The following is a 13908-nucleotide window of genomic DNA, read 5'->3' on the forward strand; positions in this document are numbered from 1 at the left end:
ATGGACGCTTCATCGCGCCCGACCCGAAAGTCGAAAGGAATAAGCTGAGGGTACCGCGAAGCGGCGATTTTCTTGCCGGGAGCCCGGGTCGCCAGGGTGGTGGCGGTGAGCCACCCTGGCACGTTCACCGGTAATGTGGTAACAGAGTAGCAAGGAACATAAAGTGAACGGAATGACCGCCTGAGCTGTATGTTCCCCCTCACCCCAACCCTCTCCCCAAAGAGGAGAGGGGGCTGTCCGTGCTCGTACTATCCCAAAGCGAGCGCAAGTCTCTTTCGGCCAAAAATTAACCTTGAAACGGTCAATAAATTACCGTTATCCTTATGCCCGTTAACTTTCTCCCTCTGGAGCGCATCCCGAAAATGAACAAACACGACTGATGAATTTCGATCCTTGCTAAACGCCATCGCGTCGGCAGGGGATGTTTTGATTTCATTCAGGAGTGCTTATGGCTCATTTTGCGCAGTCCCCTTCTTTTATTTTGCATCAGGTCACCTGTCAGTTTGCGACGGGCGATACGCTTTTTGGCCCGCTGGATCTCTCTCTTGAGTCGTCGATGTGCGCGCTGGTTGGCCGTAACGGTAGCGGTAAAACGCGCCTGTTGCGTCTGCTGGCCGGGCTTGATGAACCCGTGAGCGGGCATATCGAGCGTTTCGGCACACACGTCTATGTGGCGCAACACCATGATATTTCTCCACAAACGCCACTTGCTGAGCTACTCGGGTATGACGAGATTTTTGCAGCCCGCAAGCGTATCGAAAGTGGTGATTATCAGCCTGAGTGTCTGGAAATACTCGACGGACACTGGGATTTAGCGGAACGCCTGAGCGCGGCGTTTAGCCAGGCGAAACTCCCGCCATTTGATCCTGATAAACCTGCCGCAGAGCTTAGCGGGGGCGAACGTATTCGCGCCCTGTTGTGCGCAGCATTGACTGCCGGTGCTGATTATCTTCTGCTGGATGAGCCTACCAACCATCTCGACAGGCAAGGCCGGGAGTGGTTCTACGAACAACTTTCCCGCTATCAGGGGGGTGTGCTGGTCGCTTCTCATGATCGTGAACTGCTGGCGCAGGTTCCGCGTATTCTGGAACTGAGCGCGTCGGGTTTGCGTAGTTACGGCGGGAATTATGCTGATTACCAGCGTCAGCGTGATGCCGAGCAGCAATCCGCCCGCGCAGCGCTTGAACACGCTGCCACAGAACGTAAGCGCACGCGTGAGCGGATGAAAAAAGAGCATGACGACAGCCAGCGGCGTTCGGCAAAGACGCTGCGTACCGTCGATAGCCTTAATATCGCCTCGTTCGAGCGGATCAAATACAAAATGGCGGCGAAAGAGCGTATTGGATCGTGGAAAAAACAGCATAACGATCAAAATGATGCGCTGAATGATGCCGTCAACAAAGCGCGTGAGCGGGTGGAAGAAGATAACCCGGTGATGTTCACCCTGCCGGGAAGTCAGATTGCCGAGGGGAAACAGGTGCTGGTACTTGAGGATCTGGTGCTGCCGTTTGTGGATATCCCGCCGATAAACTGGCGGATGGATGGCCCGATGCGCGTGGCGCTGCGGGGGCCAAACGGCTGTGGGAAATCAACGCTCCTGAAAATCATACTCGGGGAAACATTGCCGCACGCGGGCAGTTGCCGGGTGTCAGTAACCTGCGCGTATCTCGACCAACACCTGTCGCAACTGGACCTGTCGCTGTCGGTGATGGCGCATCTCAACCTGAGCAACACGCCGCTGGAAGAAGGGGGGCTGCGCACCCGCTTAGCCCAGCTTCAGCTGGGCGCTGATAAGGTGATGCTTCCGCTGGCGAAGTTGAGCGGCGGTGAACGTCTGAAAGCCGCGCTGGCCTGTGTGCTTTGGCGCGAAGAGGCCACACAGTTTCTGCTGCTTGATGAGCCGACCAACCATCTGGATCTGGCCTCCGTTCAGGCGATTGAAGCGGCGCTGGCGACGTTTCCCGGCGCGTTGCTGGTGGTGTCGCACGATGAGGCATTCCTGAACGGGCTGAACCTGACGCATGAGATGGTGTGGCATAGAGAGGGATGGCGCTGTGAGAGGCTTTAAAACACAAGCCCCCGCAAGGGCGGGGGCTGTCACAATCTGGTTTTACGCTATCTGTTTGCTGAGTGCAGGGTTTGCCTGAATCAGGCGCATCAGCTTTATCTCGGTGGCTGTGGGTCTTTCACGTTTTGACTCCCACTCCAGCACCATCGCTACGCTGACACCCATTGCTCTGGCGAATTCATCTGTTTTCAGTCCTGTCCCTTTGCGCAATTGCTCATATTCTGTAAAGGGATTGGATTTTTGTTGCAGGGTAATCGTCTGCGGTACATCTTTAAAAACAATCTGTTCCAGGCTGCTCAGCAGCTCAAACTCAGGATCTTTATATTCCATTGAGAACTCCTCTTAAATCACACAGCGGGATCGTGAACATCAGAGAGCCAGTTAAGAATAGTCCCTAAAACAGACGCAGGATCATCCGGGTTGTGATTAATCGTGCGGTAGGCGGAGCTTTACGCGTTTCAGCAGAAGGCTTATCCGCGCTAATCGACTGATTATTCATAAACAGCGCGGCAGCGTATTTTTTTGTAAATCGTCAGCAAGAAAACAGCAATAGTCGTTTTGCATGAAAAGAGTATCTTGCAAGGCTGACCTGGACTATCCTTGTCAGCGTCGGGCACGCGTGTGCCGGTGTGCGCTTTTTTGGGTGAAAGGAGTATTGAAATGGCGACAGGAAAGTCCTGCTCTCGCTGGTTTGCGCCTGTTGCGGCGTTATTGATGGTAGTTAGCCTGAGTGGGTGTTTCGATAAAGAAGGCGATCAGCGCAAAGCGTTTATCGATTTTCTACAGAATACGGTGATGCGCAGTGGCGAACGTTTACCAACGCTGACTGCGGATCAGAAAAAACAGTTCGGTCCTTTCGTGTCCGATTACGCCATTCTTTATGGTTATTCACAGCAGGTGAGCCAGGCGATGGACTCTGGTCTTCGTCCAGTGCTGGATAGCGTTAACGCCATCCGTGTGCCGCAGGATTATATGACCCAGCGTGAACCGCTGCGCCAGTCTAATGGTGCTCTGGGTGTGCTGAGCCAGCAATTGCAGAATGCAAAAATGCAGGCCGATGCTTCCCACTCTGCGCTGAAACAGGGCGACGATCTCAAGCCTGTCTTTGACAAGGTTTACGAGAAAGTGGTGACTAAGCCCGCTGACGCTATGCAACCGCTGATCCCGGCGGCGCAGATCTTCACTCAGCAGCTGGTACAGGTTGGGGATTACATCTCCCAGCAGGGGACCCAGGTGAGCTTTGTCTCTAATGGTATCCAGTTCCCGACCTCTCAGCAGGCCAGCCAGTATAACGCGCTGATAGGGCCGCTGGCGTCCCAGCACCAGGCCTTTAGCCAGGCGTGGAGCTCGGCAGTGACAGCCACTGAATAAGACAAAAAACCCCGCGAGCTGCGGGGTTTTTTTATGCGCGATGAAAATAACGCTTGTCATTCATGTACCACATAGGTATAACTGTTCCGTCGGTTTGTTACACAGACCTAAAGCAGTTTAGTAAAGCAGTCCAGATTGTTATCCATAGATACCCTTCGTTGTGACCCTTCCTTCATCGCTTAAAAATCTGTAACGCAACCTATCGCGCCGGAAGGCACAATATATTTGTTAATAAGGTAATTTCTATGTCTGCTAAAATGACTGGTCTGGTAAAATGGTTCAACGCTGATAAAGGTTTCGGTTTCATCACTCCTGATGATGGCTCTAAAGACGTGTTCGTACACTTCTCTGCTATCCAGAACGATGGCTACAAATCTCTGGACGAAGGTCAGAAAGTTTCCTTCACCATCGAAAGCGGCGCTAAAGGCCCAGCAGCTGGTAACGTTGTAAGCCTGTAAGCTTCCAACCCAGTAGCAAAGAATTTAAAAACCCGCCTTCTGGCGGGTTTTTTCGTTTCTACTGTTGTACTTGCGGGTTAACGCAGTTTTTCTCAACCCTTCCGCCCAACGCGGCGATAAGGTTGTCTACTGCGGTGGCCGCCATGTTGTAGCGGGTTTCGTGCGTTGCTGAGCCAATGTGGGGCAGGGCGACCACGTTTGGCAATGCCAGCAGCGGTGAACTGACCGGCAGCGGCTCTTGCTCAAACACGTCCAGGCCCGCAGCGTGGATCTCGCCGTTTTGCAGTGCTCCAATCAGCGCCTTTTCGTCCACCACCGGGCCGCGACCCGCATTGATGAAGATGGCTGATTTCTTCATTTTCGCGAACTCAGCTTTGCCAATCAGATGATGCGTTTCTTCCGACAGCGGCAGGATCAGGCAGACGTAATCGGCTTCCTGAAGCAAGGTATCCAGCTCGCAATAGCGTGCGTTGAAGCGCTCTTCAGCTTCAGTGTGATGGCGACGCGCGTTGTACAGCACCGGCATGTTAAAGCCGAAATGCGCACGTTGCGCCAGCGCCATGCCGATACGGCCCATGCCGACAATCCCCAGCGTTTTGCCGTGAACATCCACACCGAACCAGTCCGGGCCGATGCTCTTTGTCCATTCACCCGCTTTCACGCGTTCGGCCACTTCCACCACCCGGCGGGCAGTGCTGAGCACCAGCGCCATCAGCGTGTCGGCCACGGTTTCTGTCAGGGCATAAGGGGTATGCATCAGCAGAACTTTGCGGGTGTTCAGGGCCTCGACGTCGAAGTTGTCATACCCCACGGAAATCGTCGAGGTAGCACGAAGCTTCGGCATTTTCTCCAGCAATGCGACATCCACTTTCTCGCTTGAACCCAGCAGGCCTTCAGCGCTTGCGAACGCATCAGCGTGCTGCGCGACGGTGTCCGGGCTAAGGTTCTTCACCTGAGTCACGGTGAAGTGTTCTTCCAGGCGCTTTTGCAGATCTTCAGGCAGTGCTTTATACAAAATGACGGACGGCTTCATGCTAATCTCCGTTGATTTTAAAGGGGTCAGGCGTGACGTGCGCCGACGGGAAGCTGTTGATTATTAGCAGGCTTAACAATCAAAGTAAGCCACACTGAGGCGAAAAGTGCTACCCCCATAAATATGTATGAGGCTGACGGACTGCCGGTTGCGCCGTTCAGATAGCCCACAAACCAGGAGCCGCAGAACGAGCCCAGTGCACCCATACTGTTGATAAGCGCCATCGCGCCGCCTGCTACGTTGCGCGGCAGCATCTCCGGGATGATGGCGAAGAACGGGCCATACGGGGCATACATCGCTGCACCGGCAATCACCAGCAGGGTGTAAGATGCCCAGAAGTGGTTGGCGCCCACGGCCCAGGAGCCGATAAAGGCAAAAGCAGCAATCAGCAGCAGTGGCCAGACAAACAGTTTACGGTTTTGCAGTTTGTCCGAGGCCCAGGAAGCGATAATCATGGCAATGGTTGCCGCCAGATAAGGCACGGATGACAGCCAGCCTACTTCCACCATGCCGAGGTTTTCGCCGCCGCTGCGGATAATCGACGGCAGCCACAGCACGAAACCGTACACGCCAATGCTCCAGGTAAAGTACTGCGCGCACAGCAAAATGACGTTGCGGGAACGGAAGGCTTCACCGTAGTTACGTACCGCTTTCAGGCCCTGTTGCTCTTTATCCAGCTGCGCCTGCAAAGCGGCTTTTTCATCTTCAGAGAGCCATTTCGCCTGTGAAGGTTTATCTTTTACCAGCACCCACCAGCAAAATGCCCAGATGACGGCAGGAACCCCTTCGATGATAAACATCTCGCGCCAGCCGAAGGACTGGATCAGGTAGCCGGATACCACCGACATCCAGAGTACCGTGACCGGATTACCGAGGATCAGGAAGGTGTTAGCGCGGGAGCGCTCAGATTTAGTGAACCAGTTGCTGATGTAGATAAGCATCGCTGGCATGACTGCCGCCTCGACCACACCAAGAATAAAGCGAATGGCGGCCAGGGCAGGAATGTTGTTCACCACACCGGTCAGTGAAGCACAACCACCCCAGAGGATCAGACAGATAAAGATAAGCTTACGAACACTGCGACGCTCGGCGTAAATCGCCCCGGGGATCTGGAAGAAGAAGTAGCCGAGGAAGAATAGGGCACCTAACAGGGAAGAGACACCTTTGGTGATCCCCAGGTCTTCAGTGATACCTGCGGCGGACGCGAAACTGAAGTTTGCACGATCAAGATACGCCAGGCTGTACGTGATAAACACGATTGGCATGATGTACCACCAGCGTTTTGCTGCATTGGTCGAACTGTTCATAGGCTTGCCTCTGTTGTTGAGGTTTGTACCGCCGTTGTATGTAGGGTACACGGTGGTTTGTTTTGTGTGGTGTGGCTTGTTGCCCTCACCCTGGTCCTCTCCCATGGGGAGAGGGAATTCAGGAACCGAGCTGCGCTCGTGTCGGTAATCCTTCGCTGTCGCCCTGCACCTGGATCGCCAGCGATCCAATTTTATTGCCGCGCGACACCGCCTGTTGCAGTGTTTTGCCTTCCAGCAGGGCGCTAATTACCCCCACGGCAAACCCGTCGCCAGCCCCAACGGTGTCGACAACGTTGTCGACTTTTACCGCGGCAACTGCGCCTTGTTCACCGTCTGCGGTTTTAAACCAGGCACCGTCGGCACCGGTTTTCAGCACCACGGCTTTTACTCCTTTGTTCAGGTAAAAATCGGCGATCCCTTCCGGCGTTTTTTGGCCGGTGAGGATGATCCCCTCTTTCACACCGGGCAGTACCCAGTCGGCCTGGAAAGCCAGATGGTTAAGCTTTTCAACCATTTCTGCTTCGCTTTTCCACAGCACCGGACGCAGGTTAGGATCAAAAGAGATCGTTTTCCCTTGCGCTTTCATGGCCGCAGCCGCGTGATCCAGAAGCTCATAAGAGCTGGCGGAGAGCGCTGCCGCCACACCGCTCAGGTGCAGATGGCGTGCGGAGGTGAAATAGTGGGCGTGATAGTCGTTAACCGACAGATGACTTGCTGCCGAGCCTTTGCGGAAATACTCCACAATGGGATCGGTTCCATTTTCGACTTTAGATTTCAGCTGAAAACCGGTCGCGAAGCGCGCATCAAGGGTGACACCCGCGGCATCAATACCCTCTTTTTTCAGCGTATCCAGAACGAAATGGCCAAAACTGTCATCACCCACGCGGCTTACCCAGCCGACGTTCAGCCCCAGGCGCGCCAGGCCGGTCGCGACGTTGAGCTCTGCTCCTGCCACGCGTTTGAAAAAGTGCTCTACTGCGCGAAGCTCGCCCGTTTGCGTGGCAACGAACATTGCCATGGCCTCGCCGATGGTGATCACATCCAGCGTCTTGTGCATGATTTACTCCTCGCGCAGCAGGTTAACGTAATGACGGGTGACGGCAGCCAGGTCCGGCCCTTCCAGCGGAAACTCGATCCCGCGCGGTGCGTCAGATGGCAGCTGATTAAGCAATTCCAGCCAGCGTGCGTCGGCGTGGTCTGGCGCTATGGCGCGAAACTGCTGATGATGTGGGACGGCGGCTTTGACATGGATATAACTCACGGCAGGCGCCAGATGGCGGGCAGCTTCTTCTGGTGAATCGCCCACCCACAGCCAGTTGCCCATATCAAATGTCAGCGTCACGGGCAGCGACAACACCCGGCAAGCCGCCTTGAAGCGCTGCATTGGCGCGAGCTGGCCGCAGTCGGTTTGGTCGTTTTCGACCACCAGCGCCATGCCGCTTTCGTTCAGTAATGTACGCAGCTCCTCAAGCGGCTGCTTATCGCGGAAGTGACCCAGTGAAACTTTCAGCCACAGGGCATTGAGCGTGGTGGCTTCGGCCAGATACCACGAAAGGTCGGGGTTGAGGGTTCCGTCAGGCGTAAACAGGGGCACTGGCGCGGAATAACAGGCCAGTAAACCCAGCAGCTCAATGGACTCGCCCAGTGCGGGCAGCGCCAGTAACTCTTCGCTGCTGAACAGCTCACGGCGGATCTCAACACCATCGGCACCTGCGGCGGCAATCACCGGAAGCATTGCCCGTTGGCCACCTGCCTGTCGCACCTGATCCGCGCCATATGCGGCGGTGACCACCATTATTTTCCTGCCCATTGCCTGACTCCGTTACAACTCACATTGATAGTATTACGCTAGATGGAACCGGTTCCAAAGAAAAGGACAGGATGTTGAATTTATGATCGGCATCACGAAGGGGAAATTAACGGGCGGTAGAGCCCCGAACGATCAACTCGCCGGAGAAGACCTGCTCGTGAATGGCATCGCTGACGCCTTCAATACGGCGGACAACCTGCTCAACCGCGGCATAACCGATTTGCCACGTAGGTTGCTTGAGTGTGGTAATGCCCACGCCGGCCAGCTCGGCCCACTCCAGCTCATCGAACCCCAGCAGGCCAATATCGCTGCCCCAGTGCAGGCCGATACGTTTGAGCGAACGGGCAACCTGTAGGGTCAGCGCACCGTTGGCGGAGATCACGGCTTTTCGCATTCCGCGATGACGGGTGTGGAACTGGCGCAGGATGTTGTCGATCTGGTCGGCTTCGTGCAACGGGGTTTCGGCATTCTCGGCAATTACGCCCGGGTAGCGTGCCAGGGTCGCGCGGAATGCCGCCAGACGATCGCGGCGGGTATTGACCGTGCCCAGCGGTTCGCTCAGGAACAGGATAGCTTCAAAGCCTTGCTCGATGAGATGTTCGGTTGCGGTGGTGGCTGCCTGAGTGTTATCCAGGCCGACGACGTCGCAGGCGAATTCCGGGATTTTTCGGTCGATAAGTACCATCGGCAGGGAGGATTGTTGCAGGCGATTGAGGCCTTCTTCGCGCATTCCAACGGCATTCACCACAATCCCTTCCACCTGGTAGCTGCGCAGCAGATCGAGGTAGTGCAGCTCCTGGTCGACCTCGTTGTTGGTGTTACACACCAGTGGAGTGAACCCTTTTTCACGGCAGGCCGCTTCAATACCGCTTAACACATTCACGGAGTAAGGGTTGGTGATGTCGGCGATGATAAGCCCGATAAGACGAGTTCGACCACGTTTCAGGCCGCGAGCCATCAGGCTCGGGCGATAATCCAGGTCGGCAATGGCTTGTTCAATTCGTGCCAGCAGGGCGTCAGACAACAGGTGTTTCTCGCCATTGAGATAGCGTGAAATACTGGTTTTTCCGGTTTTGGCGGCTTTGGCTACGTCGCTGATGGTGGCCCGTGCTGGTTTGCTCATCGCTGATTTCCCTGATTTGAGTGAGAACACCTTAGCGGGAAAATCAACGATGGCAAGCGGTTAATGGCGGGTGTGCGGCGTGATGCCCGCACCCCGGCCCTTTCCCTCGGGGCTGAGGATTCCCCACAAAAATGACGAGCACAATCGACCCCCTCTCCCTTTTGGGGAGAGGGTTGGGGTGAGGGGGAACATACGGCTGAGGGGGTTATTCCGTTCACTTTACGTTCCCTGCTACTCTGTCACCATATTACCCGTGAACGTGCCAGGGTGGCTCACCGCCACCACCCTGGCGACCCGGGCTCCCGGCAAGAAAACCGCCGCTTCGCGGTACCTTCGGCTAATTCCTTACTGCTTTCGGGTCGGGCGCGATGAAGCGTCCATGCAAGTCGCGCCCTCTCGGCGCATCCCTGCGCCTCGTCCCGGCCTACAGGAAACACCTCAGCGATTTTCAGCCGGACCATGGCGCAGCGGTAAGTCTTTTATTTCAATGACATAATGTCATTGCTGAATAAAGACAAACATTACTGGGGATCCCTCAACCCCACCGGAAGAGGGAGAAATGCCTTTACTGAATTGGGCTCAGCGTGATCTCTACGCGACGGTTCTGCGCTTTGCCTTCTGCGGTGCTGTTGCTGGCGATCGGATTGGCAGGGCCCATCCCTTTACTGCTGATACGGTTAGCTTCAACGCCCTGGGTAATCAGCGAGCTGGATACGGCATCGGCACGCTGCTGCGACAGACGGTTGTTGAGATCCAGACTGCCCGTGTTGTCGGTAAAGCCGAATACGTTCACGGCTGTCTTGTTGTACTCTTTCAGCACCATTGCCACGCCGGTCAGGGTGTTTGCACCTGCTGGTTTTAAGGTGGCACTACTGGAGTCAAAGGTCACGTTGTTTGGCATGTTCAGGATGATATTGTCGCCATTACGCGTCACGCTCACGCCGGTTCCCTTCATTTTTTCGCGCAGTTTTGATTCCTGCACATCCATGTAGTAACCCGCACCGCCGCCCAGCGCTGCACCGGCCGCCGCACCAATCAGTGCGCCTTTGCCGCGGTCTTTCTTGGACGAGGAGAGTGCGCCAATGCCCGCGCCTACCAGCGAACCGAGACCTGCGCCGATGCCCGCTTTTCCTGCTTCGCTCTCACCGGTATAAGGGTTTGTTGTGCAGCCTGAAACAGCCATTGCGCCGCTCACCAGAGCAGCAATTACGAGTACGCGTTTTTTCATCTTATTTCCTTAATCCTTTTTATTCTTTGCCACGGCGAGCGTGGCGGTTGATTATGACGTCCAGATACGGAGAAAATTCCGGGTATTACTCTGAAATTTGTGTCAAACCATAAACAGCCTCAATAAGAAGGCCGTAAAACCTGCACGCAACCAGGAGCGCACGCTTGAGCACTTCAACAAAAACGATTCTGACCGCTGCCCACTGGGGCCCAATGCTGGTCGAAACCGATGGCGAAAACGTCTTGTCATCCCGCGGGGCATTGCCTTCGCAGCATCCCAACTCTCTTCAGACGGTTGTTCGCGATCAGGTACACAGTAAAACCCGCGTGCGCTGGCCGATGGTCCGCAAAGGATTTTTGGTGTCACCGGATAAACCGCAAGGTATCCGTGGGCAGGATGAGTTTGTGCGTGTGAGCTGGGACGATGCGCTCGCACTGATCCACGCGCAGCATAAACGTATCCGTGAGAGCCACGGTCCGTCGTCCATTTTTGCGGGCTCTTATGGCTGGCGTTCAAACGGGGTACTGCACAAAGCCGCCACGCTTCTCCAGCGTTATATGAGCCTGGCCGGGGGTTATACCGGGCATCTGGGAGATTATTCGACCGGCGCGGCGCAGGCCATCATGCCGTACGTGGTGGGCGGGAATGAAGTTTACCAGCAGCAGACCAGCTGGCCGCTGGTGCTGGAACACACCGATGTGGTGGTGTTGTGGAGTGCTAACCCGCTAAATACACTCAAGATTGCGTGGAATGCTACTGACGAACAAGGTATTCCCTACTTTGATGCGCTGCGTAAAAGCGGAAAACGTATTATTTGCATCGATCCGATGCGTTCTGAAACCATGGATTTCCTGGGCGACAGCGCCGAATGGATTGCCCCGCACATGGGAACCGATGTGGCGATGATGCTGGGTATCGCGCACACGCTGGTGGAAAATGGCTGGCAGGATGAAGCGTTTCTGGCGCGCTGCACCACCGGTTACGACAAATTTGCGGAGTACCTGACGGGCAAAACTGACGGTATCGCCAAGACGGCTGAATGGGCGGCAGAGATCTGCGGTGTAAATGCAGAGAAAATACGCGAACTGGCGGCATTGTTCCGCGAAAATTCCACCATACTGATGTCCGGTTGGGGGATGCAGCGCCAGCAATACGGTGAGCAAAAACACTGGATGCTGGTGACACTGGCGGCGATGCTCGGGCAGATTGGTACGCCGGGCGGTGGTTTTGGCCTCTCTTATCACTTTGCGAACGGCGGAAACCCTACGCGTAAAGCCGCCGTGCTGGCGTCCATGCAGGGCACCGTTCACAACGGCACAGATGCCGTGGATAAAATCCCGGTGGCGCGCATTGTTGAGGCGCTGGAAAACCCTGGCGGGTTTTATCAGCACAATGGCATGGACCGGCATTTCCCGGATATTCGCTTTGTCTGGTGGGCGGGTGGTGCGAACTTTACCCATCATCAGGATACCAACCGTCTTATCCGCGCCTGGCAGAAACCGGAGCTGGTGGTGATTTCAGAATGCTTCTGGACTGCCGCCGCTAAACACGCAGATATCGTTCTGCCTGCCACGACCTCGTTTGAACGTAACGACCTCACCATGACCGGCGATTACAGCAATCAGCATATGGTCCCGATGAAGCGTGTTGTGGCACCGCGGGATGAAGCGCGCGACGACCTGGATGTCTTTGCCGAACTGAGCGAGCTTTGGGAAGAGGGGGGACGCGAGCGCTTCACCGAGGGTAAAACCGATCTGGAATGGCTTGAAACGTTCTACCAGATAGCCGGGCAGCGGGGTGCGGCGCAGGGGGTCACACTGCCGCCGTTTGCCCAGTTCTGGGAAGCGAATGACATTTTCGAAATGCCAGAGAGCGAGCAGAACGCGCAATTTGTCCGTTTTGCCGATTTCCGCCGCGATCCGCAAAATCATCCGCTGAAAACCGAGAGCGGGAAAATTGAAATCTACAGCCAGCGTATTGCCAGCTTTGAGTATGCCGACTGTCCGCCGCATCCTGCATGGCTTGAGCCAGACGAATGGCACGGAAACGCGCAGCCGCAGCAGCTTCAGATATTGTCTGCTCACCCGGCGCACCGCTTACACAGCCAGCTGAACTATACCTCGCTGCGTGAACAGTACGCCGTAGCAGGGCGCGAGCCAATCACGCTGCATAAAGACGATGCACAGGCGCGCGGGATTGTGGATGGCGATGTGGTGCGCGTCTGGAACCAGCGCGGGCAAGTTCTGGCAGGTGCTGTGGTGAGTGACGGGATCAGACAAGGCGTTATCTGTATTCATCAGGGGGCATGGCCAGACCTTGAGCTGACCGAAGGCGGTATCTGTAAAAACGGGGCCGTCAACGTGCTGACCAAAGATCTCCCCAGCTCAAAGCTGGGGAATGGGTGTGCCGGAAACACGGCGCTGGCATGGGTCGAGAAATATCAGGGGCCGGAACTTACACTAACGGCGTTTGATCCGCCTGCCAGCTCATGATCCACGTCGGGTGTTGAGTATCATCCTGCCAGGCGCTGTCTTCAATGCGAAAACCCTGGGAATGGTAGAAGTTCACCGCCCGGACGTTTTTCTGATACACCTCAAGGCTTAAATGCGGGTAGCGCTGCTGAACATAGTTCAGCAGCGCGCGCCCGATGCCTTTCCCGATGAACGCCGGGGCGACAAACAGCGCGCCAACAAACTGTGTCTGCATCACGCTAATGAACCCGCACGGGTGCCCATCTTCTTCCCAGATCCAGGTTTCTGCGGAGGGGAGATAGACGTCACGCACCAGAATTTCATTCTCTTTCCAGTACCCTGGGTCGATAAACGGATGCGCCTCGGTGGTGCTTTCAAGCCATAAGCTCAGTAGCGGATCTGCATTCTCACTTTGCCATTTGCGGATCATCAACGCCCCCAGGGTGACAGAAACAGCCTGTGATATGGTCGTTCACCAGCCCACAGGCTTGCATGAAGGAATAACAGATAGTGGTGCCCACAAATTTAAACCCTCTTTTCTTCAGCGCTTTAGACAGTGCATCTGAAGCGGGGGTCGACGTGGGGATCTCCGCAAGCGTTGCGGCCAGCGTCACTTTCGGGGTGTTATCCACAAATGACCAGACAAAATCTGAGAATGGCTCGCCGTTTTGCGCCATGGCCAGGTACGCCCGCGCATTACCGATGATGGCCTGTATTTTGCCGCGATGACGGATAATTCCGGCGTCCAGTACCAGCTTTTCTACATCCTCATCGGTCATTGCGGCGACCTTTACGGGATCAAACTGATGGAAGGCCGCGCGGTAGTTTTCACGCTTCTTCAGAACGGTTATCCAGGAAAGACCGGCCTGCTGACCTTCCAGACAGATCATCTCAAAGAGCTTTTTGCCGTCTTTTTCTGGCACGCCCCATTCCTGATCGTGATAGTCGATATAGAGCTGATCCTGGCTTACCCAGCCGCAACGTTGCATAGGTTATCTCCCTTATTGATACTGAAATCGCAAAAATTTCAATCTACCAG

General features: G+C 55.4%; 13 protein-coding genes. 4 read left to right on the forward strand and 9 right to left on the reverse strand.

Annotated features, from left to right (window positions below; translation table 11 throughout):
• Nucleotides 1-448 precede the first annotated feature (448 nt).
• Entirely contained in the window at nt 449-2068 is a 1620-nt protein-coding gene (locus M987_RS06825) for an ABC-F family ATP-binding cassette domain-containing protein (RefSeq protein ID WP_014068423.1), read from the forward strand.
• 42 nt (nt 2069-2110) lie between these two features.
• Here M987_RS06825 and M987_RS06830 read toward each other — a convergent pair whose 3' ends face one another.
• The gene (locus M987_RS06830) at nt 2111-2398 is read right to left on the reverse strand and encodes an HTH-type transcriptional regulator (RefSeq protein ID WP_014068424.1); all 288 of its coding nucleotides are present in this window, start codon (nt 2396-2398) and stop codon (nt 2111-2113) included.
• Nucleotides 2399-2728: 330 nt separating this feature from the next.
• Between M987_RS06830 and M987_RS06835 the strand changes: the two genes are divergently transcribed.
• Entirely contained in the window at nt 2729-3439 is a 711-nt protein-coding gene (locus M987_RS06835; RefSeq protein ID WP_014068425.1) for a DUF3053 domain-containing protein, read from the forward strand.
• A gap of 245 nt (nt 3440-3684) precedes the next feature.
• The gene (cspE, locus tag M987_RS06840; RefSeq protein ID WP_003860775.1) at nt 3685-3897 is read left to right on the forward strand and encodes a transcription antiterminator/RNA stability regulator CspE; all 213 of its coding nucleotides are present in this window, start codon (nt 3685-3687) and stop codon (nt 3895-3897) included.
• Between the two features lie 58 nt (nt 3898-3955).
• Here the strand turns inward: cspE and ghrB are convergent, their stop codons facing one another.
• The 6 genes from ghrB to M987_RS06870 all read right to left on the reverse strand — a co-directional run bounded on the left by ghrB (nt 3956) and on the right by M987_RS06870 (nt 10398).
• Complete coding sequence (gene ghrB / locus M987_RS06845) at nt 3956-4930, reverse strand: glyoxylate/hydroxypyruvate reductase GhrB (protein WP_014068426.1); 975 nt, start codon at nt 4928-4930, stop codon at nt 3956-3958.
• Between the two features lie 26 nt (nt 4931-4956).
• Nucleotides 4957-6237 carry an MFS transporter gene (locus tag M987_RS06850; RefSeq protein ID WP_014068427.1) on the reverse strand — a complete coding sequence of 427 codons (1281 nt, stop codon included), beginning with the start codon at nt 6235-6237 and terminating at the stop codon, nt 4957-4959.
• A gap of 118 nt (nt 6238-6355) precedes the next feature.
• Nucleotides 6356-7294: a sugar kinase gene (locus tag M987_RS06855; protein ID WP_014068428.1), complete on the reverse strand. Its 939-nt coding sequence runs from the start codon at nt 7292-7294 to the stop codon at nt 6356-6358.
• Between the two features lie 3 nt (nt 7295-7297).
• The gene (locus tag M987_RS06860) at nt 7298-8047 is read right to left on the reverse strand and encodes a sugar phosphate isomerase/epimerase family protein (RefSeq protein WP_014068429.1); all 750 of its coding nucleotides are present in this window, start codon (nt 8045-8047) and stop codon (nt 7298-7300) included.
• A gap of 106 nt (nt 8048-8153) precedes the next feature.
• Nucleotides 8154-9170: a LacI family DNA-binding transcriptional regulator gene (locus tag M987_RS06865; protein WP_014068430.1), complete on the reverse strand. Its 1017-nt coding sequence runs from the start codon at nt 9168-9170 to the stop codon at nt 8154-8156.
• A gap of 565 nt (nt 9171-9735) precedes the next feature.
• Nucleotides 9736-10398: an OmpA family lipoprotein gene (locus tag M987_RS06870; protein ID WP_014068431.1), complete on the reverse strand. Its 663-nt coding sequence runs from the start codon at nt 10396-10398 to the stop codon at nt 9736-9738.
• A 212-nt stretch (nt 10399-10610) separates the two neighbouring features.
• On the opposite strand from M987_RS06870, the gene M987_RS06875 reads away from it, so the two are divergent.
• A complete protein-coding gene (locus M987_RS06875; protein ID WP_049796688.1) occupies nt 10611-12890 on the forward strand; it encodes a molybdopterin guanine dinucleotide-containing S/N-oxide reductase in 2280 nt (759 codons plus the stop codon).
• On the opposite strand, the gene M987_RS06880 is transcribed toward M987_RS06875, so the two are convergent.
• Complete coding sequence (locus M987_RS06880) at nt 12853-13299, reverse strand: N-acetyltransferase (RefSeq protein ID WP_014068433.1); 447 nt, start codon at nt 13297-13299, stop codon at nt 12853-12855. The genes M987_RS06875 and M987_RS06880 overlap by 38 nt on opposite strands.
• On the reverse strand, nt 13277-13858 hold the full coding sequence (gene tag / locus M987_RS06885; protein WP_014068434.1) for a DNA-3-methyladenine glycosylase I: 582 nt from the start codon (nt 13856-13858) through the stop codon (nt 13277-13279). The genes M987_RS06880 and tag overlap by 23 nt, the downstream gene beginning before the upstream one ends.
• Between the last annotated feature and the right edge of the window lie 50 nt (nt 13859-13908).

This window comes from Enterobacter soli ATCC BAA-2102, from assembly GCF_001654845.1.
Taxonomy (GTDB): Bacteria; Pseudomonadota; Gammaproteobacteria; order Enterobacterales; family Enterobacteriaceae; genus Enterobacter; species Enterobacter soli.